The sequence below is a fragment of the Pseudomonas sp. P129 genome (assembly GCF_020312195.1).
GTDB lineage: Bacteria > Pseudomonadota > Gammaproteobacteria > Pseudomonadales > Pseudomonadaceae > Aquipseudomonas > Aquipseudomonas fragariae.
The window spans coordinates 181,320-203,252 of sequence record NZ_JAGPYS010000008.1 but is presented as its reverse complement, the minus strand read 5'-3'; the positions used below and the strand labels follow the sequence as shown (position 1 = coordinate 203,252).

General features: G+C 61.4%; 21 protein-coding genes. 15 read left to right on the top strand and 6 right to left on the bottom strand.

Annotation, left to right across the window (positions count from 1 at the left end):
• A complete protein-coding gene (locus tag KBY02_RS19340; protein ID WP_011266161.1) occupies positions 1–1,242 on the bottom strand; it encodes a nucleoside recognition domain-containing protein in 1,242 nt (413 codons plus the stop codon).
• 546 nt (positions 1,243–1,788) lie between these two features.
• Positions 1,789–3,183: an argininosuccinate lyase gene (gene argH, locus KBY02_RS19335; RefSeq protein ID WP_003401567.1), complete on the bottom strand. Its 1,395-nt coding sequence runs from the start codon at positions 3,181–3,183 to the stop codon at positions 1,789–1,791.
• 133 nt (positions 3,184–3,316) lie between these two features.
• On the opposite strand from argH, the gene KBY02_RS19330 reads away from it, so the two are divergent.
• The 8 genes from KBY02_RS19330 (at position 3,317) to KBY02_RS19295 (ending at position 10,895) form a co-directional block, all read left to right on the top strand.
• Positions 3,317–4,399, top strand: a complete 1,083-nt coding sequence (locus tag KBY02_RS19330) for a sensor histidine kinase (protein WP_116893976.1) — start codon at positions 3,317–3,319, stop codon at positions 4,397–4,399.
• A complete protein-coding gene (locus KBY02_RS19325; protein ID WP_003401565.1) occupies positions 4,396–5,142 on the top strand; it encodes a LytR/AlgR family response regulator transcription factor in 747 nt (248 codons plus the stop codon). Before KBY02_RS19330 ends, KBY02_RS19325 begins: the two co-directional genes overlap by 4 nt.
• A 233-nt stretch (positions 5,143–5,375) precedes the next feature.
• Positions 5,376–6,317 (top strand): hydroxymethylbilane synthase, encoded by a 942-nt coding sequence (hemC, locus tag KBY02_RS19320; protein WP_003318426.1) that lies wholly within the window; start codon positions 5,376–5,378, stop codon positions 6,315–6,317.
• Positions 6,314–7,087, top strand: a complete 774-nt coding sequence (locus KBY02_RS19315) for a uroporphyrinogen-III synthase (protein WP_225650688.1) — start codon at positions 6,314–6,316, stop codon at positions 7,085–7,087. The genes hemC and KBY02_RS19315 overlap by 4 nt, the downstream gene beginning before the upstream one ends.
• A gap of 53 nt (positions 7,088–7,140) precedes the next feature.
• The gene (locus tag KBY02_RS19310) at positions 7,141–8,262 is read left to right on the top strand and encodes a uroporphyrinogen-III C-methyltransferase (RefSeq protein ID WP_024641405.1); all 1,122 of its coding nucleotides are present in this window, start codon (positions 7,141–7,143) and stop codon (positions 8,260–8,262) included.
• On the top strand, positions 8,259–9,503 hold the full coding sequence (locus KBY02_RS19305; RefSeq protein WP_003401559.1) for a heme biosynthesis protein HemY: 1,245 nt from the start codon (positions 8,259–8,261) through the stop codon (positions 9,501–9,503). The genes KBY02_RS19310 and KBY02_RS19305 overlap by 4 nt, the downstream gene beginning before the upstream one ends.
• Positions 9,504–9,719: 216 nt before the next feature.
• Complete coding sequence (locus tag KBY02_RS19300) at positions 9,720–10,247, top strand: disulfide bond formation protein B (protein ID WP_104683531.1); 528 nt, start codon at positions 9,720–9,722, stop codon at positions 10,245–10,247.
• A 174-nt stretch (positions 10,248–10,421) separates the two neighbouring features.
• The gene (locus KBY02_RS19295; protein ID WP_003340038.1) at positions 10,422–10,895 is read left to right on the top strand and encodes an Rsd/AlgQ family anti-sigma factor; all 474 of its coding nucleotides are present in this window, start codon (positions 10,422–10,424) and stop codon (positions 10,893–10,895) included.
• Between the two features lie 77 nt (positions 10,896–10,972).
• Here the strand turns inward: KBY02_RS19295 and KBY02_RS19290 are convergent, their stop codons facing one another.
• Positions 10,973–11,650 carry an FKBP-type peptidyl-prolyl cis-trans isomerase gene (locus KBY02_RS19290; protein ID WP_003401556.1) on the bottom strand — a complete coding sequence of 226 codons (678 nt, stop codon included), beginning with the start codon at positions 11,648–11,650 and terminating at the stop codon, positions 10,973–10,975.
• 216 nt (positions 11,651–11,866) lie between these two features.
• Between KBY02_RS19290 and KBY02_RS19285 the strand changes: the two genes are divergently transcribed.
• A complete protein-coding gene (locus tag KBY02_RS19285; protein ID WP_104683530.1) occupies positions 11,867–12,880 on the top strand; it encodes an AlgP family protein in 1,014 nt (337 codons plus the stop codon).
• Here the strand turns inward: KBY02_RS19285 and KBY02_RS19280 are convergent.
• Positions 12,877–13,353: a TIGR02444 family protein gene (locus KBY02_RS19280; protein ID WP_024651186.1), complete on the bottom strand. Its 477-nt coding sequence runs from the start codon at positions 13,351–13,353 to the stop codon at positions 12,877–12,879. The two genes, KBY02_RS19285 and KBY02_RS19280, sit on opposite strands and share 4 nt — an antisense overlap.
• 46 nt (positions 13,354–13,399) lie before the next feature.
• Here KBY02_RS19280 and KBY02_RS19275 point away from each other — a divergent pair, with 46 nt between their 5' ends.
• The 6 genes from KBY02_RS19275 (at position 13,400) to KBY02_RS19250 (ending at position 19,513) form a co-directional block, all read left to right on the top strand.
• Positions 13,400–15,310 (top strand): ATP-binding cassette domain-containing protein, encoded by a 1,911-nt coding sequence (locus KBY02_RS19275; RefSeq protein WP_024640024.1) that lies wholly within the window; start codon positions 13,400–13,402, stop codon positions 15,308–15,310.
• Positions 15,311–15,326: 16 nt separating this feature from the next.
• On the top strand, positions 15,327–15,920 hold the full coding sequence (locus KBY02_RS19270; protein WP_024651188.1) for a mechanosensitive ion channel family protein: 594 nt from the start codon (positions 15,327–15,329) through the stop codon (positions 15,918–15,920).
• Between the two features lie 67 nt (positions 15,921–15,987).
• Positions 15,988–16,620 carry a LysE family transporter gene (locus tag KBY02_RS19265; RefSeq protein ID WP_096135226.1) on the top strand — a complete coding sequence of 211 codons (633 nt, stop codon included), beginning with the start codon at positions 15,988–15,990 and terminating at the stop codon, positions 16,618–16,620.
• 156 nt (positions 16,621–16,776) lie between these two features.
• Positions 16,777–18,675, top strand: coding sequence for a cytochrome c/FTR1 family iron permease (locus KBY02_RS19260; RefSeq protein WP_104683529.1), 1,899 nt, complete (start codon positions 16,777–16,779; stop codon positions 18,673–18,675).
• 214 nt (positions 18,676–18,889) lie between these two features.
• Positions 18,890–19,117, top strand: coding sequence for a hypothetical protein (locus KBY02_RS19255; RefSeq protein WP_003401541.1), 228 nt, complete (start codon positions 18,890–18,892; stop codon positions 19,115–19,117).
• A gap of 93 nt (positions 19,118–19,210) precedes the next feature.
• Positions 19,211–19,513 (top strand): hypothetical protein, encoded by a 303-nt coding sequence (locus KBY02_RS19250; RefSeq protein ID WP_024651190.1) that lies wholly within the window; start codon positions 19,211–19,213, stop codon positions 19,511–19,513.
• A gap of 44 nt (positions 19,514–19,557) precedes the next feature.
• Here KBY02_RS19250 and KBY02_RS19245 read toward each other — a convergent pair whose 3' ends face one another.
• Together KBY02_RS19245 and prlC are read right to left on the bottom strand one after the other, a co-directional pair.
• On the bottom strand, positions 19,558–19,848 hold the full coding sequence (locus KBY02_RS19245; protein WP_024651191.1) for a YheV family putative zinc ribbon protein: 291 nt from the start codon (positions 19,846–19,848) through the stop codon (positions 19,558–19,560).
• The gene (gene prlC, locus KBY02_RS19240; RefSeq protein ID WP_161632401.1) at positions 19,845–21,932 is read right to left on the bottom strand and encodes an oligopeptidase A; all 2,088 of its coding nucleotides are present in this window, start codon (positions 21,930–21,932) and stop codon (positions 19,845–19,847) included. Before prlC ends, KBY02_RS19245 begins: the two co-directional genes overlap by 4 nt.
• Position 21,933: the final 1 nt, after the last annotated feature.

Genomic DNA, 21,933 nt, shown 5'->3' with positions numbered 1-21,933 from the left:
TCAGGAGGCGGTCGCGCCGAAGAACCAGTAGCAGACGAAGATCGCGGCCACGACGCCGGAAAACTCGGCCAGCAGCGCGCAGCCCACAGCATGGCGGGCGCGCTGAATGCCTACGGCGCCGAAGTACACGGCAAGCACGTAGAACGTGGTTTCGGTACTGCCCTGAATCGTGGCAGCGGCCAATGCAGCGAAGCTGTCCACGCCTTGGGTCTGCATGGTTTCGATCAACAGGGCACGGGCGGCGCTGCCCGAGAAGGGCTTGACCATGGCGGTCGGCAGCGCATCGACGAAGCGCGTGTCCAGCCCCAGCCACTGCACCAGATGCCGAATGCCTTCCAGACCGAAGTCCAGCGCGCCGGATGCGCGCAGCACGCCCACGGCGCAGAGCATGGCGACCAGATAAGGCAGCAGGCTCTTGGCGACGTCGAAGCCTTCCTTCGCACCTTCGACGAAGGCCTCGTAGACCAGCACCTTGCGTAGCGTGCCGATGATCAGAAACATCATGATCAGGCCGAACAGCGTGAGGTTGCCCAGAATCGACGACAGACCCGCCAGCGCAGCCGCCGACAGTGTGCCGAGAAAGGCCATGAAGGTGCCCAGCAGCAGGGCGCCGGGGATGAGGTAGGCGAGCACCACCGGGTCCCACAGACGCAGACGTTGCATGAACGCGACCGACAGCAGACCGACGATGGTCGAGACACTGGTGGCCAGCAGGATCGGCAGGAATACCAGGGTCGGGTCAGGCGCACCCTGCTGGGCGCGGTACATGAAAATCGTTACCGGCAGCAGGGTCAGGGATGAGGCGTTGAGCACCAGAAAGAGGATCTGCGCGTTACTGGCGGCGGTCTTGCTGGGGTTGAGTTCCTGTAGCGAGCGCATGGCCTTCAGGCCGATCGGCGTGGCGGCGTTGTCGAGCCCCAGGGCATTAGCGGCGAAGTTGAGGGTGATCAGCCCGAGCGCAGGGTGGCCGGGCGGCACCTCCGGCATCAGGCGCAGAAACAGCGGCCCGAGAACCTTGGCCAGCCAGTCGACGATGCCGGCCTTCTCGGCGATGCGCAAAAAGCCCAGCCATAGAGTCAGCGTGCCGAACAGCAGCACCATGACCTCGACCGACAGCTTGGCCATGGCAAAGATACTTTCGACCATCGCGGCAAAAATGCCGGCGTTGCCGCCCACCAGCCACTGCACCAGCGCGGAAATCGTCGCCACGACAAAAAAACCAAGCCACAGGCCATTGAGCATCGGATAAGTCCCCCACAAGAAGCGGGGATGATAGCGGCGGGGTGCGCTGGAGGGAAATCGGCAGGTGCTGAAAGAGTTGTAGGAATGATAGGTGCACGAGAACACGGTCGTTTCGTGACGCTCTGCGGCGCACATTCAGGACAGGACGCAGAGCGTCCAGAAGCGCATTCCCACGCGGAGCATGGGAACGATGAAAACTTGAGATCACTATCATGCCAATGCTCCGCGTTGGCATGCAGGTCGTGACGCTCTGCGTCAAACATCTATGCCGCGGCGCACCTTCAGAAGCGGACGCAGAGCGTCCAGAACGGCATTCCCACGCGGAGCATGGGAACGATGAAAACTTGAGATCACTATCGTGCCAATGCTCTGCGTTGGCATGCAGCTCGTGACGCTCTGCGTCACATATCCGTTGCGCTACGCACGCTCAGGATCGGACGCGGAGCATCCAGAACGGCATTCCCACGCGGAGCATGGGAACGATGAAAACCTTGAGATTTCTATCGTGCCAATGCTCCGCGTCATCAGGGGCTGTGCGGGGTCTGTTCAGCGCCCGGCCAGCAGTTCCTGACCGCGAATCACGGCGGCGCGGACCTGTTCGGGGGCGGTGCCGCCGATGTGGTTGCGGGCATTCACCGAGCCTTCCAGGGTCAGCACGGCGAAGACGTCCTGTTCGATCTGGTTGCTGAACTGACGCAGCTCTTCCAGGCTCATCTCTGCCAGGTCCTTGCCGGTTTCCACACCGTATTTCACCGCGTGACCGACGATTTCGTGGCAGTCACGGAACGGCAGACCACGGCGGACCAGATAGTCGGCCAGATCGGTGGCGGTCGAGAAGCCGCGCAGCGCCGCTTCACGCATCATCGCGTGCCTGGGCTTGATCGCAGGAATCATGTCGGCGAACGCACGCAACGAATCACGCAGTGTGTCGGCGGCGTCGAACAGCGGCTCCTTGTCTTCCTGGTTGTCCTTGTTGTAAGCCAGCGGCTGGCCTTTCATCAGGGTCAGCAGGCCCATCAAGGCACCGAACACACGGCCGCTCTTGCCGCGAACCAGTTCAGGGACATCGGGGTTTTTCTTTTGCGGCATGATCGAGCTGCCGGTGCAGAAGCGGTCCGGCAGGTCGATGAACTGGAACTGCGCACTGGTCCAGAGCACCAGCTCTTCCGAAAAGCGCGACAGGTGCATCATTGCGATGGATGCAGCCGAGCAGAATTCGATGGCGAAGTCGCGATCCGATACACCGTCCAGCGAATTGCCGCCCACCACCTCGAAGCCCAGCAGTGTGCAGGTCAGCTCGCGGTCGATCGGGTAGGTGGTGCCCGCCAGTGCCGCGCTGCCCAGCGGCATGCGGTTGAGACGCTTGCGGCAGTCGACCAGACGCTCGTAGTCGCGGCTGAGCATTTCGAACCAGGCCAACATATGGTGACCGAATGTTACCGGCTGGGCCGTCTGCAGGTGGGTGAAACCGGGCATGATGGTTTCAGCTTCACGCTCGGCCTGGCCCAGCAGGCCTTGCTGCAGACGGGTGATTTCGCTGAGGATCAGATCGATTTCGTCGCGCAGCCACAGACGGATATCGGTGGCGACCTGATCGTTGCGGCTGCGACCGGTGTGCAGTTTCTTGCCGGTGATACCGATGCGGTCGGTCAGGCGTGCTTCAATGTTCATGTGCACGTCTTCCAGATCGACGCGCCAGTCGAACTGGCCAGCCTCGATCTCGGCCTGAATGGTGTTCAGGCCGTCAACGATGGTATCGCGCTCGGCGTCGGTCAGTACGCCCACCTTGGCCAGCATCGTGGCGTGGGCGATGGAGCCCATGATGTCGTGGCGATACAGGCGTTGATCGAAGGTGACGGAGGCGGTGAAACGCGCGACAAACGCGTCGACGGGTTCACTGAAGCGGCCGCCCCAGGACTGGTTGGTCTTGTCGGTGCTCATGGATTCGCTCGTTGCTGACTGAAAGTGACGTGCCCGATACCTGGCACAAGAACGAACGCGATGATAACAGGGTTGATGCATATTTATCCCCGGACAGCTTGCCGCTGACGAGGCCAGGGCAGAGACTGGAGTCATGCGAATCGAACCTGTGAAACACGACGCCCGGCCCGCGCCCAGCAAAGACTTTTTCCTCCCTGAACTGTGCCTGCCGCAGGCATTGCTGGTGCTCGTCGTGCTGGCGGAGCTGCTGGTGCTGGTTCTGGTGCTGGTGGAACCGATGCGCAGCGGCTTCGACTGGGTACGCCTGGCGTTGATGTCGCTGTTCGTGCAATGGATCGTGCTACTGTCCGCGGCGCTGCTGTGCGGGTTGCGGCCCTGGCTGGCGCGATTGACGCCGGGGCTGGCAGGCATGCTCAGTTGCCTTTTGGTGGTCGGCCTGACGCTGTTGTGCACAGCCGTTACCGATGTCTGTCAGCTTACCGGGCGGATTTCGGTCAGCGGCATGGTCGAGCGTTATCTGCGCTACTCGACGATTGCCCTGATCATGTCGGCCCTGATGCTGCGCTATTTCTATCTGCAGAGTCAGTGGCGCAAGCAGCAACAGGGCGAACTGCGCGCCAGGATCGAATCGCTGCAAGCGCGCATCCGCCCGCATTTCCTCTTCAACACACTCAACAGTATCGCCAGTCTGGTGGCCAGCAACCCGGTCAAGGCCGAGCAGGCGGTGCTGGATCTTTCGGACCTGTTTCGCGCCAGTCTGGCCAAGCCGGGCAGCCTGGTGACATGGGGTGAAGAGCTGGCATTGGCAAAACGATATTTATCGATTGAGCAATATCGTCTTGGCGAGCGTCTACAGTTGGACTGGAGGGTGAGCGCAATTCCCGATGACTTGCCGATCCCCCAGCTAACCTTGCAGCCATTACTTGAAAACGCTTTGATTTATGGCATTGCTCCGCGGGTCGAAGGGGGCGTTGTAACAGTCGAAGCGAACTATGAAGGGGGAGAGTTCATATTGAGCGTCAGCAATCCCTATGAAGAAGTTGCCAATCGGCAGACTTCCAACGGTACTCAGCAAGCTCTGACGAATATAGGCGCACGAATTGCGGCACTTTTTGGCCCGCACGCCAGTCTGAGCGTGGAGCGCCGTGACGGTCGTCACTACACCTGTCTACGCTATCCTTGTGCGAGACTCACGCAGGAAGCCAGAGCTATATGAATGTCCTGATCGTTGATGACGAACCCCTGGCCCGCGAGCGATTGAGCCGCATGGTCAATGAAATCGAGGGTTATCGAGTACTGGAACCCAGCGCGTCCAATGGCGAAGAAGCCTTGGCGCTGATCGAGGCCCACAAACCGGACGTAGTGCTGCTCGATATCCGCATGCCGGGTCTCGATGGCCTCCAGGTCGCAGCGCGGCTGTGCGAGCGGGAAGCACCGCCTGCAGTGGTCTTTTGCACCGCCCATGATGAGTTCGCCCTGGAAGCTTTCCAGGTCAGTGCGGTGGGCTATCTGGTCAAGCCCGTGCGTTCCGAGCACCTTGTCGAAGCGTTGCGCAAAGCCGAGCGGCCGAACCGTGTGCAACTGGCGGCGTTGACCCGCCCGGCTGCCGAAAGCGGATCAGGCCCACGCAGCCACATCAGCGCGCGTACCCGCAAAGGCATCGAGCTGATTCCGCTGGATCAGGTGATCTACTTTATCGCCGATCACAAGTACGTGACCTTGCGCCACGAGGGCGGCGAAGTGCTGCTGGACGAACCGCTCAAGGCACTGGAAGACGAATTCGGTGACCGTTTCGTGCGCATCCACCGCAATGCGCTGGTGGCCCGCGAGCGAATAGAACGGTTGCAGCGCACCCCGCTGGGGCATTTCCAGCTGTTCCTCAGAGGCCTCAATGGCGATGCGTTGATCGTCAGCCGCCGCCACGTCGCCGGTGTCCGCAAAATGATGCAGCAGCTCTAGCGCTTCGCCGCTCTGGAGCCTCTGCGCGCGGGCCGATTCATGGAACGGGGGGGCAATCCCGGATTCATGTGTTTTTCGGCTGGCCCGCGGGCAGCCTTCCTCATGCGCCCCTCAGGCACTGCCGATTGATTGATCGGCTTGGTGTCTGAAGCAATTCCCAATCGGCGCCGAAGCCGCCCTGACCGGGATTGAGCTGTTATTATCCGTCGCATTCACTCAGTACGGATTGTTCAATGTCCTCTCGCGAAATCCGCATCGCCACTCGCAAAAGCGCGTTGGCACTCTGGCAGGCAGAATACGTCAAGGCCCGCCTGGAACAGGCCCACCCCGGCCTGCTCGTGACGCTGGTGCCCATGGTCAGCCGTGGCGACAAACTGCTCGACTCCCCGCTGTCGAAAATCGGTGGCAAAGGCCTGTTCGTCAAGGAGCTGGAAACCGCGCTTCTGGAAAACAACGCCGACATCGCCGTGCATTCGATGAAAGACGTGCCGATGGATTTTCCACAAGGTCTGGGCCTGTTCTGCATCTGCGAGCGTGAAGACCCGCGCGATGCATTCGTCTCCAACACCTTTGCCAGCCTGGACCAGTTGCCGGCGGGCAGCATTGTCGGCACCTCCAGCCTGCGCCGTCAGGCCCAATTGCTGGCGCGTCGACCCGACCTGCAGATCCGTTTCCTGCGCGGCAACGTCAATACCCGTCTGGCCAAGCTCGATGCCGGCGAATATGACGCCATCATCCTCGCCGCCGCCGGCCTGATCCGCCTGGGTTTCGAAGACCGCATCACCTCGGCGATCAGCGTCGATGACAGCCTGCCAGCCGGTGGCCAAGGCGCGGTGGGTATCGAATGCCGTAGCGTCGACGCCGAAATTCATGCGCTGCTTGCCCCTCTGCACCACGAAGACACCGCCGTGCGCGTGATTGCCGAGCGTTCGCTGAACAAGCACCTAAACGGTGGCTGTCAGGTGCCGATCGCCTGCTACGCCGTACTGGAAGGCGATGACGTCTGGTTGCGCGGCCTGGTGGGCGATCCGTCCGGCAGCGTGTTGCTGCACGCAGATGCCCGGGCACCCCAGACATCCGCCCAGGCACTGGGTGTGCAAGTAGCCGAAGCGCTGCTGGAGCAGGGTGCCGCCGACATTCTGAAAGCGGTCTACGGCGAGGCCAATAACGAATGAATGGCTGGCGTCTGCTGCTGACCCGCCCGGCCGAAGAGTCGGCAGCGCTGGCCAGGGTGCTGGCCGAGGCCGGTATCTTCAGCAGCAGCCTGCCGCTGCTTGAAACCGAGCCGTTGCCCTTGACGCCTGCACAGCGTTCGATCATTTTCGAGCTGCTCAATTATTGTGCAGTGATCGTGGTCAGCAAGCCGGCCGCGCGACTGGCCATCGAACTGATCGACGAAGTATGGCCGCAACCGCCCCTAAAACCCTGGTTCAGTGTGGGTTCAGCAACCGGGCAGATACTGGTCGATTACGGGCTCGATGCGAGCTGGCCGGAGCAGGGCGACGACAGCGAAGCCTTGCTTGAACTGCCGCGCCTCAAACAGGCGATTGCCGTACCGGGAAGCCGTGTGTTGATCATGCGCGGTGACGAGGGACGCGAACTGTTGGCCGAGCAACTGCGCGGGCTGGGGGTGGGCGTTGATTACCTGCCGCTGTATCGTCGCTACCTGCCGCAGCATGCGCCCGGCGCCCTGGCGCAACGTGTCGCGGTGGAACGCTTGAACGGGCTGGTGGTCAGCAGTGGGCAGGGTTTTGAACATTTGCTTGAGTTGGCGGGGGATTCATGGCCGGACCTGGCCGATCTGCCGCTGTTTGTACCGAGCCCCCGGGTTGCCAGCATTGCGCGGGCAGCCGGAGCACGGACCGTTATTGATTGTCGTGGCGCCAGCGCCGCGGCATTGCTGGCAGCGTTGCGGGAACAACCTCAGCCTGCCGTCAAGGCGTAATGATCGACACCTGTCGTTTACGCTATTACGCCAAAATGCAAAGGATGGGATACGTGAGCGAAACAGCCTTGCCTAAAGACGAAGAATCGGTGTTGAAAACGCCTGCATCCAAGCCTGAGCCAGTCCGCACCGAGCGCACCGGCAGCCGCAACAGTGGCCTGGTATTCCTGGCCTTGCTGCTGGCAATTGCCGGTATCGCCGTCGCCGGCTGGGGAGTCTGGCAACTGCGCATGTTGCAGGCCGGGCACCAGCAACAGCGCGGACAGGTCGAGGACATCGCCGAACAGACCCTGGTGCTGGCGCAGAATGACCAGCAACTGAGCGCACGTATCGCGCAATTCCCGCCAGCCAACCAACTGGAAGACAGCCGCCGTCTGGTCGCGCAACTGCAAGGCGATCAGCAGCGTCTCAGCCAGCGACTCGAAACCGTGCTGGGGGCGAGCCGCAAGGACTGGCGTCTGGCCGAGGCCGAACATCTGCTGCGTCTGGCCAGCCTGCGCCTTTCAGCGCTGCAGGACATCAACAGTGCGCAGGCGCTGGTTCAGGGTGCCGACGAAATTCTGCGTGAGCAGGATGATCCAGGCTCCTTCGCTGCCCGCGAGCAACTGGCCAAGAGCCTTGCCGCCCTGCGCAGCGTCGAGCAGCCGGACCGCACCGGGCTGTTTCTGCAACTGGCTGCCTTGCGTGAGCAGGCTGTACAGCTCAACAAGCTGGCTCCCGAATACGCAGACAAGGGCGAGTCGCTTATGGGGCTGACCGCTGACAAGACCGAAACCAGCCGGTGGTCGCAGTGGTGGGACGAGATCTCCCATTACTTCCGTATCGATTTCAACGCCGACAAGGACATCCGCCCGGTACTCGCCGGCCAGAGCCTTTCGCAGGTGCGTCTGGCCCTGAGCCTGGCGCTGGAGCAGGCGCAGTGGGCAGCGCTTAACGGCGAGCCCGAGGTTTATTCCAAGGCCATCACCGAAGCGCAGAGCGTTCTGAAAGCCAACTTCGATCAGGACGACCCACAGGGCAAGGCGCTCGGCCAAGGGCTTGATGCCGTTGCCAGCCAGCCGGTATCGGTGAAGACACCGGATCTGGCACCAACCCTGAGCGCCGTGCAGGCCTACCTTGAACGCCGTCACGCTGCCGGCCAGCCAGCCGAGGCGCAACAGGGGACCAGCCGATGAAGCGCTTCTATGTGCTGTTATTCATCGCGATCGCCGCTGCGGCGCTGATCGGGGTCGCCATCGCCGAGCATTCCGGCTATGTCCTGATCGCCTATCAGAACTTCCGCTATGAATCGAGTCTGTGGGCAACCCTGGCGTTGCTGGTCGTTGCGTTACTGGTGATCGCACTGCTGAGGCTGCTGATCACCCTGCTGACGACCTCAGGCCGCGTGGTCAACCCATGGTCGCGCCGCAACCGCCGTCGTCGCGTGCAAATAGCTATCGAGCAAGGCCAGATGGACCTTGCCGAGGGACGCTGGTCCAGCGCCCAACGTCATCTGCAACGCGCCGCCGAAGCCGATACGCATCCGCTGCTCTACTACATCGGCGCTGCACGTGCTGCCAACGAGCAGGGCCGTTACGAAGACTGCGACGCCTTGCTGGAACGCGCGCTCGAGCGTCAGCCACAAGCCGAGCTGGCGATTGCCCTGAATCACGCTCAACTGCAGCAGGACCGTGGCGACACCGAAGGTGCGCTGACCACACTGCTGGCCATGAAAGAGCGTCATCCGCACAACCCTCAGGTGCTTCGTCAACTGCAACGCCTGTATCAGCAACGTGGTGACTGGTCCGATGTGGTCCGTCTGATGCCGGAGCTGCGCAAGGACAAGGTCCTGCCAGCCAAGGAACTGGCCGAGCTGGAACGCCGCGCCTGGGGCGAAAACCTTAGCCTGGCGGCGTACCGCGAAGGCATCGAAGGCGCACCGACCGGTCTGCCTTCACTGGAAAGCGCCTGGCAGGGGCTGGGTTCTGCGCAACGTCAGGAGCCGCAACTGGTGCTGGCGTATGCCGATCAATTGCGCCGTCTGGGTGCCGAAGCCCAGGCCGAAGAGGTGCTTCGTAGCGCCCTCAAGCGCGAGTACAACAGCCATCTGGCGCGTCTGTATGGACTGGTTCGCGGCAACGACCCGTTGAAGCAGCTGCAAACGGCGGAGGGCTGGCTCAAGCAGCATCCTGCTGATCCAAGCCTGTTGCTGAGCCTGGGACGTATCTGTCTGCAAGGCCGCCTGTGGGGCAAGGCGCGGGATTATCTGGAGAGCAGTCTGCGCCTGGAACGCAATCCCGAAACCTGCGCCGAGCTGGCTCGCCTGCTCGGCCAACTGGGTGAGACGGATCGCAGCAATCAGCTGTTTCAGGAAGGTCTGGGCCTGCTCGACGAGCGCCTCCTGTCGCGCCCTTTGCCGGTGCTGACCAAGGCCTGAATCCGCCGGAGAGTCCTCTGTGAGGGCTCTCCGTGCTGCCTCACCAGCCCGTCAAGATCAATGCGTGAGAATCGTCCTACATCCATGTGTAAAAGAACCACGCAGCGGCGTGTTCTTTTTCCTCGGTAAACAGCGACGCATCCGTACGCCGCCACCTTGAATGCGCCGCACCCTTTCCTCTACCGTAATCGTCTCGTCCTTTGTTACGGATTTGCCATGTATCTGGCTCGCACACGCTTCCTGTTCTTCCTGGCATCGCCGGCCTGTGCATCAATCATTGGCGTCGCCTTTTACCTGCAGCAAGCCGTAGGTCTCGACCCTTGCACTCTGTGCATGGTGCAGCGAGCTGCATTCATCGTCTGTGGTGTACTGGCGCTCTGTGCTGCCTGCCACGCTCCTGGCCCGACAGGCACGCGGCGCTACAGCCTGGGGCTTCTGCTGGTCGCCCTGGCAGGGCTTGCTGGCGCAGGCACACAGGTGTGGCTGCAAACCGCTTCGGCCGATCAATTGATACCGTTCATTACCAGACTGGAGCAAATATTGAGCCTGCTCTCCCTGGACATGTGCATCGACCGGCTGCGAAGCGACGCGCTGTTTTGCGCCGAAATCACCTGGACACTGTTCGGTATCAGCCTGCCGGAGTGGAGTCTGCTGGCATTTACGGGTCTGGCGCTGTTGCCGCTGTATCCTCTTTTCAGCGAATTCAGCCACTGGCTGGCGACCAGAGATCGGGGCGACCATTAAACGCTTGTATGAACTTTATCTCCTGCGTACCTTGATGGCCTTGTCGAGCGGGCATAATCTGGGCCGCACGCGTCACTGGAAATATGCTGTCCTGACGCATTTATCAGGCCTGGTCCCGGCCAATAACCCGGACCGGCACAGGACTGCATGCCCCTGAAGGGAAGAGAGAAGACCATGCTGGAAAGTTGTCAGAATGCTCAGGAACGCTGGGGCGGAGTGAACAAGCTGATCGATCGCTGGCTTCAAAGCCGTCTCGAACTGGTCGAAGCCTACGATGCGCTGGGCGACACGCCCGAAGCGCTGGCAGCCGACCTCGAAGGCCTGCAGAACTTCTGCGGGATTCTTGTGGATTACGTCTCTGCCGGGCACTTTGAAGTCTACGAACAACTGGGTGATGAAGCCCGGGCGTTCAATGACGAGCGTGGGCTCGAACTGGCAGACACGATCTATCCACGTCTGGACGTCATCACCAAGTTTGCCCTGACGTTCAATGATCGCTGCGAAAAGGGCGACTGCTCGGATGCGGCGGTGGTAGCCCGGGAGTTCAACCAGCTGGGGCAACTGCTGCACGAGCGTTTCGAGCTGGAAGATTGCCTGATTGAAGTACTGCACAACTCGCACAAGGAAGAGATCGCCGCTCAGGCGTGACCTTGTTAGTGCAAGCGCTACACGCCAAGGGTGCTTATTGCACCCTTTCGCATTTCTGAACGCCGGTTTCCGTCCGCTTACTGTGAAACCGCAACCAGCTCGATTTCAAATACCAGTGGTGTAAACGGATCGATCAGATCGCCAGCGCCCTCGGCACCATAGGCCTGATCCGAAGGGATCACCAGCCGCCACTTCGCGCCGGTCGGCATGTTCTGCAAGGCGCTGGTCCAGCCGCTGATCACGCTGTCGAGCCGGAACCACTGGGGCTGGGTGCTCTGATCGAAGATGGTGCCGTCCGGCAAGCGACCGACATAACGCACTTCAACCCGGCCATCGGCACTGGGCTTGGGGCCGGTGCCAGGAGTCAGCTCGGTCATGAGAATCCCGTCAGCCAGCACCTTCACACCCGGCTTGGCCTTCTCGCTGTCCATGAACGTGCGCTCGGCCTTGAGGGCCGCCTCGGTCGGCGCATCCGTACCGGCAGTCTCGGCCTGGGCGATCGCGGCGTCATGCTCGCGCAGGATCTGGTCGATGCGGTCCTGCTTGAGCGCCAGCGGCTTGCCCTGATAAGCCTGCTTCAAGCCTTCTACCAGCGCCTTGAGGTCCAGGTCAGGGACTTCCTGATGCAACCGCTCGCCAAGGCTTGCGCCCAGGCTGTAGGCGAGATCGTGGCCGTCGCTGGACGCAGGCGGCGCCTCGGCGGCCTGAGCCAGGGGTAGCAAGAGGAACAACGACGTTAACAGGTAGCGCGACATTAATGCTCTCCGGCCTGGGAAGGCAGCGATTATGCCAGCGCCAGCGCGAGTAGTGACGAGTCTTGTGATGTGAATTTCACAATGCCTTTGCATCGTGCCGAGCAATCATTTCTCTGAGTATGCAACAGCGCCCCATGGATGCTGTCAAGATGCCCTAGCGGCGATGCGCGCAGAAGCCTAGTATGAGCCGCAATTTCGTCACCCAGGAGGTAAGTCATGTCGGCCAAAAAGAAGCCAGTAAATACTCCGTTGCATTTGCTCCAACAATTATCGGGCAGCTTGCTTGAACATCTGGAAGACGCCTGCTCCCAAGCCTTGGCTGATGCCGAGAAACTGCTCGCCAAGCTTGAGAAACAGCGCGGCAAGGCGCAGGAAAAACTGCACAACTCCCGCATCAAGTTGCAGGATGCTGCCACCGCCGGAAAATCCAAGGCGCAGGCCAAGGCCAAAGGCGCCGTGTCCGAGCTGGAAGAGTTGCTGGACGCTCTCAAGGATCGTCAGACCGAAACCCGCACTTACATCCTGCACCTCAAGCGTGATGCCCAGGAAAGCCTGAAACTGGCTCAGGGTATTGGTCGCGTGAAAGAGGCGGTCGGCAAGATCCTGACCACTCGCGATGCCAAGCCTGTCGCACCGAAAGCGGTCGCCAAGACACCTGCTGCCAAAGCCCCGGCAAAAACCGCAGCGAAAGCGCCGGTTAAAACAGCCGTCGCCAAGGCCGCAGCCAAGCCTTCCGCAGCTGCCAAGCCAGCCGCAAAAACTGCTGTTGCCAAGGCCCCGGTAAAAGCCGCTGCCAAACCGGCCCCCCGGGCGACTGCAGCAGCCAAGCCTGTCGCAGCCAAGACAACGGCCGCCAAGCCTGCTGCAGCCAGGACAACGGCTGCTAAACCGGCCGCGGCCAAGCCTGCTGCCACCAAGGCGCCGGTTGCCAAGACCACCGCCAGCAGCGCTGCCAAACCAGCAGCAAAAGCGGCGGCCGCCAAACCTGCGGCGAAAGCGCCTGTGAAAGCGCCCGTCAAGGCTCCGGCCAAAGCACCTGCCAAGGCACCTGTGAAAGCAGCAGCCAAGCCTGTCGCCAAACCTGCGGCCAAGCCTGCCGTGAAGCCAGCCGCCGCCAAACCGGCCACGCCAGCGCCTGCTGCAGCCAAGCCGACAACGCCTGCACCTGCCGCGCCCGCCGCCGCACCGGCAACACCTGCCAACGGCGCAACGCCAACCAGCGCTTCCTAAGTCTGGTCGACGGCAAGTCCAACCGCGATGCGCAGCACATGCAGCGCATCGCGGTTTTTTTCTGCGTCCCCTTCGGCAAGTTCGAGCAGCCACTCCTCTGCATTCCTCGCCTCACCCGCCGGCCAGTCCCCGGTCAGTGCCTCAAGCTTCATCATCAGACCCTGTTCGGCCTCCAGTTCCAGCGCCTTGACCTTCATTCGCAATGCACTGAGCTGTGCGTCTTCAAGCGCCGCATGGCGCCATTGGTTACGCAAATCCCGCAACGGACGCACCACATCGTCATGCCAGGGTGTCGCCAACTGCTTTATTTGCGCTACTCGCTGAGCATCGCACTCCACGTCGCGCGTGCTCAGCCACACCCCGCAAAGCACCATGCACACGTTGGCCCCGTTGGCTTGCAGCGTCAGGCAAGCCTGTTCCACACCCGGTCGGGCGTAGAAATCGAGGGTGAAACTCCAGAGCGCTGAAGGCATAGTGATCCACCTGTTCAGGACGAAGCTGGTAGACTCCGCCGCCATTATGATTCGACTTCAAAGCCTTACCTTACAGCGTGGTCCGCAACGTCTGCTAGAAGACGCCGAGCTGACTCTGCACGCCGGCCATAAAGCCGGTCTGATCGGTGCCAATGGCGCCGGTAAATCCAGCCTGTTTGCCCTGCTGCGTGGAGAACTGACGCCGGACGCCGGCGACTGCCTGCTGCCCGCCGACTGGCGTATCGCGCACATGCGCCAGGAGGTCGACACGCTCGAACGCCTGGCCGTGGATTACGTGCTCGATGGCGACGAGCGCCTGCGCGAGGTACAGAGCTCGCTGGCCGAGGCCGAAGCCGCGCAGGACGGTGCCGCTCAGGCCCGTCTGCATTCGGAGCTCGACAGCGCCGACGGTTATACCGCCGACGCACGCGCTCGCAAGCTGCTGGCCGGGCTGGGCTTCACCAACGAACAGATGGAGCGTCAGGTCGGCAGTTTCTCCGGTGGCTGGCGTATGCGCCTGAACCTGGCGCAGGCATTGATGTGCCCCTCGGACCTGCTGCTGCTCGACGAACCGACCAACCACTTGGACCTCGACGCCATTCTGTGGCTTGAAGACTGGCTCAAGAGTTACCCCGGCACCTTGCTGCTGATTTCCCACGACCGGGATTTTCTGGACGCCGTGGTCGATCACATCGCCCATGTCGAGCAACGCAAGATCACTCTCTATCGCGGCGGCTACAGCGCGTTCGAGCGGGCCCGTGCCGAACGTCTGGCCCAGCAGCAACAGGCCTACGAGAAGCAGCAGGCGCAACGTGCGCACATGGAAAAGTACATCGCGCGCTTCAAGGCCCAGGCCACCAAGGCCCGTCAGGCACAAAGCCGGATCAAGGCGCTGGAACGCATGGAAGAGCTGTCGGCCGCGCACGTCGACTCTCCGTTCAACTTCGTCTTCCGTGAGTCCGACAAGATCTCCAGCCCCTTGCTGGACCTGTCCGATGCGCGCCTGGGTTACGGCGACAAGACCATCCTCGAGAAGGTCAAGCTGCAACTCACGCCCGGTGCACGCATCGGCCTGCTGGGTCCGAACGGCGCAGGCAAGTCGACGCTGATCAAAAACCTCGCCGGCGAGCTTGAGCCGCAAAGCGGTCGGCTGGTGCGTGGCGAAAACCTCACCGTGGGCTACTTCGCCCAGCATCAGCTCGACTCACTGGACGCCAAGGCGACGCCGTTGCTGCACCTGCAGCGCCTGGCACCGACCGAGCGTGAACAGACCTTGCGCGATTTCCTGGGCGGTTTCGACTTCCGTGGCGCGCGTCTGGATGAGCCGGTGCTGAATTTCTCCGGTGGCGAGAAAGCCCGTCTGGCGCTGGCGCTGATTGCCTGGGAAAAGCCCAATCTGTTGCTGCTCGATGAACCGACCAACCACCTCGACCTGGAGATGCGCCTGGCGCTGACCATGGCCTTGCAGGAGTTCGGTGGCGCGGTACTGGTGGTGTCTCACGATCGGCACTTGCTCAAGAGCACGACCGATGACTTCCTGCTGGTGGCCGACGGCCGCGTGCAGGCGTTCGACGGCGATCTGGATGACTACACGCGCTGGCTGGCCGATTACCGGCTGCGCAACGCTCCGGTCAGCAACACGCCCGTCAACGCCGACAAGACCGATAAGAAAGCCCAGCGCCAGCAGGCAGCGGCCTTGCGTCAGCAACTGGCGCCGCACAAGCGCGAAGCCGACAAGCTGGAGCGTGATCTCGGGCTGGTGAATGAGAAACTCGCCAAGGTCGAAGAAGCGCTGGCTGACAGCACCAACTACGAGGCGGCCAACAAGGACAAGCTGCGCGATCTGCTGGCCGAACAGGCGAAGCTGAAAGTGCGCGAAGCCGAGCTGGAAGACGCCTGGATGCAAGCGCTGGAACTGTTGGAATCAATGCAGGCCGAACTGGAAGCATTGTCGTGAGTGAGGCAGGGAAGTGATGGACATGTTGGGCTTGCCGGTATCCGCGTACTGGCTTGAACCGCTGCTGGTGGGTGCGCAGATTCTGCTGATCCTGCTGGCCGGTTACGTACTGCAACGCATCGTGGGTGGTTTTCTGACCGGGCTGGGCGAGCGCTATCCGTTGCCGCCAGAATTGCTGGTGCCGGTTCGCGGCGGCCTGCGCTGGTTGATCATGGGCAGCGCCTTTGTCCTCGTCCTGGGTCGACTCGGGGTGTCGGCCACGGTGCTGTGGACTGCACTGTCCGGCTTCGTCGCCGTTGCGGCGGTGGCGTTCTTCGCCATGTGGAGCGTGCTGTCGAACCTGCTCTGCGCCATTCTGATCTTCACCATCGGCCCGTTCCGCATCGGTGACATGGTCGAGCTGGTCGATACGCTGGACAAGCCGGGCGTGAAGGGGCGGGTGGTCGCCATCAATCTGATGTTCACCACCCTGATCGAGACCCCGGAAGCCGGTGGCGCGCTGGTCCAGGTGCCCAACAGCCAGTTTTTCCAGAAGTCGGTGCGCCGCTGGCGTGGCAGCGATCTGTTTGCGCAGATGGTGGTCGCAAAGCAGCCGGACGAGCAGGATTAGAAATCGTTAGCTTTGCAAAGCAACCCGCATTAATTTACTGAGCATTGGACTTTGCTTGAGGTGCACGATGGCGCTTGAAACGTGGCTGGGCTTTTTTGCGGCCTGCTGGATTATCAGTCTGTCTCCCGGCGCGGGCGCCATCGCTTCGATGTCCTGCGGCCTGCAATACGGTTTCTGGCGTGGCTACTGGAATGCCCTGGGCTTGCAGATTGCGTTGGTGGCACAGATCGCGATTGTCGCGGCAGGTCTGGGTGCCGTGCTGGCGGCCTCCGATATGGCGTTCACACTGATCAAGTGGTTCGGCGTCGCGTATCTGGTCTATCTCGGCATCAAGCAATGGCGCGCCCTGCCAGCCGACCTGGCCGACGAATCAGCCGTGCGCCCGATGGGCAAACCGATGACGCTGGTATTGCGTGGTTTTCTGGTGAATATCAGCAACCCCAAGGCGCTGATCTTCATTCTGGCGATCCTGCCACAGTTCATCTACCCGGCCGCTCCGCTGCTCATCCAGTACGCGATCATCGCGGCGACCATGGTGGTGGTCGATCTGATCGTGATGGCGGGCTACACCGGGCTGGCATCCAAAGTGTTGCGCCTGCTCAAGACGCCTCGCCAGCAACGTCGCATGAATCGCACCTTCGCCAGCCTGTTCGTGGGCGCGGCAGGTTTCCTCGCGACGTTGCATCGCGGTACGGCCTGAAACGTGTCGGTCTCGAGCCCTGAGCAGACACCCGTTCTGCTCAGGGCGACTGAAGGCTGAACGTAAGATTCTGTAACAAAAATAGACCTCGACTATTGAGTAGTGCCGTTGCGGCGTTAACAATGCAACGCTTCGCATTCCCGTCGAGATTCTGCAATGCCCGTCCATTCTCGTTTTCTTGCCTGGTTACTGTTGCCGCTCCTGGCGTTGGGCAGCTGCGTTGCGCTGGCCGACCCGGTCGAGGGTGCCGCCCAGGCGCTGCATCTGCTGGATTACCTGGGGGCCGATTACCCGGCGACCGTGGCGGATGGCAAGGTTGTGGACACCGTCAAGTACCAGCAGCAGGTCGATAACCTGACTGCGTTGCAGGGCCTGGTCGTTGCCTTGCCGCAGCGCGCCGGGCGGGATGCTCTGGAGCAGGCGGTCACCCAGCTGAAAAGCGCTGTGGCGGGTCGACAGGACGCTGCGCAGGTCACGCGTCAGGCGCGGCAGTTGAGTGCGAAGCTCGCGCTTGCCTACGAGGTCAGTCAGGCCCCGGCCATTACGCCGGACCCCGCCCGTGGCGCGCCTTTGTACGCCCAGCATTGCTCGGTGTGCCATGGCGACAGCGGTGCAGGGGATGGACCGGCAGGTATTGGCCTGGAACCGCCGCCCTCGAACCTGCGGGATACCGCGCGGCTGGATCGCCTGAGTCTCTACGATCTCTACAACGCGACCGGGCTGGGTATTGCCGGCACCGATATGCCCGCGTTCGCCGACCAGCTGGATGATCGCCAGCGCTGGGATATAGCGACCTATATCGCCAGCTTCAGCGCGCAACCAGTCGCCCAGCCTGCCAAGACCTTCAACCTTGCCGACCTGGGTCGCCAGACACCGGCCGAAATCCAGGCAGCCGAAGGTCCGGACGCTACCGCCACCTTCCGGGCCCAGCGCGCGCAGCCACCACAGGTACAGCGCGGCCCGGCGCAACTGCTGGATTACACCAGTGTAACGCTGGACAAGAGCCTGGCAGCCTACAAGGCCGGTGATCGCGAGCAGGCCTATGATTTGTCGGTCGCGGCGTATCTGGAGGGTTTCGAGCTGGTCGAAAGCTCGCTGGATAACGTCGACGCCAATGTGCGCAAGGACACTGAAAAGAGCCTGATGGCTTACCGGCAGTCCTTGCAGGACAGCATGCCGCTACCTCAGGTTGCGCAGAAGCTGGAAGCGGCCAAAGGCAAGCTCAAGGAGTCGGCGGACCTGTTGGGCAGCGACGGCCTGAGCCTGTCACTGAGCTACATCTCGGGCCTGTTGATCCTGCTGCGTGAAGGGCTGGAAGCGATTCTGGTACTGGCGGCGATTCTGGCGTTTCTGCGCAACACCGGCCAGCAGTCTGCCGTACGCAGCGTCAACATCGGCTGGGGTCTGGCGCTGCTGGCCGGGCTGGCCACCTGGGCGCTCGCGGCGTATGTCATCGACGTCAGCGGCGCACAGCGGGAATTGCTGGAAGGCGCCACCGCGTTGTTCGCCAGTGTGATGGTGCTCTGGCTCGGGGTGTGGATGCATGACCGTCGCCACGCCGCTGCGTGGCAGGACTACGTCAAAAGCAGCCTGGTCGGCGGCGGCGGTCGTTTCGGCTTCGCGGTGCTGGCGTTCTTCTCGGTCTACCGCGAGCTGTTCGAAGTCATCCTGTTCTACGAAACCCTGTGGCTGCAGGCAGGACCGGCCGGGCACGACGCCGTGCTGGCGGGCGGTGCCACGGCGCTGGTGCTGCTGGTGGGCCTGGCGTGGATCATCCTGCGCGGCTCGGCGAAGCTGCCGCTGTCGCTGTTCTTCGGCATCAACGCTGCGCTGCTCTGCGCACTGTCGGTGGTGTTTGCCGGTCACGGCGTCAAGGCGTTGCAAGAGGCGGGCATATTCGGCACAAGGCCGGTGCCGTTCTTCGAGTTCGACTGGCTGGGCATTCACGCCGACCTGTACTCGCTCGGCGCACAGGCCATCGCCCTGATCGCCATTGCCGTGCTGTACGGCAGAAGTCGTCTGGCCGAGAAGCGCAGGCTTCAGACAGCAGACTGAAACTTCACGCGTGCTCAAGGACAAGCGGCGCCCGCCGCTTGTCCTGACTGTATGTTTAAGTGCTATTAAAGCCCTTCTTTAGATAGTTCCCGCCCTGTATAAAAAACCACCTGTTACTTCTGCCAGTAGACACCCTTTTTCTTCAAGCCTAGTGTAGCGAAACGCCAACTCGGCTATCGGGTACTGGCGCATTTACCTGAGAACGAGGTGGGTGATGGCCAAGTATGAGATTCGGTTGTGGGCTGAAGACATTGAGGAACATGACCATCCTGAAATAGCCATTGAATTTTATGAAAACGATGATTTGCAAGAGCATGCCTGGGTCAGGCTGCACCCTCATGGCAAGCACAAGATTCGCGGCGAACTGGGAAGGGACGAGGAAGTTCTGACCGACCTGGCATTGGCCTTCAGGAAGAAGGTGGCTGAGTTGGTGGATTGGTAAAGCCTGGTTACGCCTGTAACAAAACCTGACCTACACAGGTGCCGGAGAGGCTGGCAGTACTGGCATCTCAATCAATAAAAGAGGATTGAGAACATGGCTAATTATGAAATCAGGTTGTCCATGGAAGATTTTGAAGGCGACGGTATTCCCGAAATACTGGTGCAACACTGGAACGGAGACAAGATGGATGGCATGGCTTATGTAACAGCGTCCGATAAATATAAAGGTTTCGACACAGTAAAAAGTGGAGCCGACATCAACGAAGACGGCGTCACCAATACCCAGGACATCACTGCAATACTTGCCTTGGCCCAAGCCTATGCGGTCATGAATCTTTCCATAAAGCCGAAAGAAGAAAAAACCAACGATACGGGTACAGAAGAGCCAGTTAACTAATAGTGTGAGAGGGGGCGTTTACCGCCCCCCATACATAATTGACTCTAGTCGCTCAAATCAACCGGCTTCTTCAACTTCGGGTTCGGGAAGAACTGTACACCCTGAACCTTGGGATCCGCCGGTTTGACCACCGCCTTGTTGACCCGCGTACCCAACTCCTTCGGTATCGAAATACCCTGCTCGTTGAGCGTATCGCTGTAGCCGCAACTGACGCACTCGCGATGCGGCACGTCGTTTTCGTTCCACATCATCAGTTTGTCGGGCTCGCTGCATGCCGGGCAAACCGCCCCGGCGATGAAGCGTTTCCTGGTAATGACTACCGGTGTATCGGTCATGCTGCCGCGTCCTCGCTCAAGCCACTGTGACGCAACAATGCGTCAATCGACGGCTCGCGTCCGCGGAAGTCGACGAACAGCACCATCGGTGCCTGCGAACCGCCACGTGCCAGAATGGCTTCGCGGAAGGCGCGTCCGGTTTCAGCGTTGAGCACGCCATCTTCCTCGAACTTCGAGAACGCATCGGCGGACAGCACTTCAGCCCACTTGTAGCTGTAATAACCGGCGGCGTAACCACCTGCGAAGATGTGCGCGAAGCTGTTCGGGAAGCGGTTGTAGGCAGGCGGACGCATCACTGACACTTCGTCGCGAATGCCTTCCAGCACGTCCAGCACGCTGCGGCCGTCGCCATGCGTGGCATGCAGTTCGAAGTCGAACAGCGAGAACTCCAGCTGACGCACCATCATCAGGCCGGACTGGAAGTTCTTGGCAGCGAGCATCTTCTCCAGCAGATCCTGCGGCAACGGCTCGCCGGTTTCGTAATGACCGGAGATCAGCGCCAGGCCTTCGGGCTCCCAGCACCAGTTTTCCATGAACTGGCTCGGCAACTCGACCGCGTCCCAAGCCACGCCATTGATACCGGATACCCCGGCATGCTCGACGCGGGTCAGCAGGTGATGCAGGCCATGACCGAATTCGTGGAACAGCGTGGTGACTTCGTCGTGGGTGAGCAGCGCAGGCTTGCCTGCGACAGCGGGTGTGAAGTTGCACACCAGATTGGCCACCGGGCTTTGCAACGTGCCTTGCGCCGTACGGCGACGGTCACGCGCGCCGTCCATCCAGGCACCGCCACGCTTGTTGGCGCGGGCATACAGATCGAAGAAGAAACGCCCGACGTGCTGGCCGTTTTCCTTGATCTCGAACAGACGAACATCCGGGTGCCAGGTGTCGAAGCCTTTCTGCTCGGCAATCTCGATGCCGTACAGGCGTTGAACGATGGTGAACAGGCCGCCGAGCACCTTATCGACAGGGAAGTAGGCGCGCAGGATTTCCTGGGAAACGCTGTAGCGCTGCTCGCGCAGCTTCTCGCCGTAGAAACCGCTGTCCCAGCTTTGCAGATCCGGGCAGCCCTGTTCGGCGGCATAAGCCTTGAGCTGCTCCAGGTCCTGGGCAGCAAACGGCTTGCTGCGCTTGGCCAGGTCACGCAGGAAGCTCAGCACCTGATCGCTGGACTCGGCCATCTTGGTCGCCAGGCTCAGTTCAGCGTAGTTGGCATAACCGAGCAATTGCGCGAGTTCCTGACGCAGGTCGAGGATCTGCTCCATGACCGGCGTGTTGTCGTTCTTGCCGGCGTTCGGGCCTTGATCCGATGCGCGGGTGGCGTACGCCGCATAGACTTCCTCGCGCAGTGCGCGGTCTTCGGCGTAGGTCATCACCGCGTAGTAGCTCGGGAATTCCAGCGTGATCAGATAGCCTTCCAGATCCTTGGCCTTGGCCGCGGCGGCCATCTGCTGCTTGGCAGAGTCGGTCAGGCCGGCGAGGGCGGACTCATCGGCAACCAGCTTGGTCCAGGCCTGAGTGGCATCGAGCAATTGGTTGGAAAACTGGCTGCCCAGCTCCGACAGCTTGCTCTGCACTTCGGCATAGCGCTTCTGCTGCTCAGGCGGCAGATCGATACCGGACAGGCGGAAGTCACGCAGCGATTGCTCCAGAATGGTCTTCTGGCCAACGTCGAAACTGGCGGCCTCGGGGCCATTGGCCAAGGCTTCATAGGCCTGGAACAGCGCGCGGTTCTGGCCCATCTCGGTGGAGTAGGCGCTCAAGGCCGGCAGGCACGATTCATACGCTTCGCGCAGCTCGGCGCTGTTGCACACGGCATTGAGGTGGCTGACGGGGCTCCAGGCAGCGCCCAGGCGGTCGTTCAGCTCGTCCATGGTCAGCACCAGCCCGGCCCAGGTCGGTGTCGAACCCTGTTTGGCGAGGATGTCGGCAATCGCGGCGCGGTTATCCGCCAGGATCTGTTCGATAGCAGGTTTGACATGCTCGGCACGAATCGCCGAAAAGGGTGGCAGGTCGTACGATTGCAGAAGAGGGTTGTTCGCGCTCACGGTTTTGCACCTTGCCTTGAAGAAACACTCAGCCATC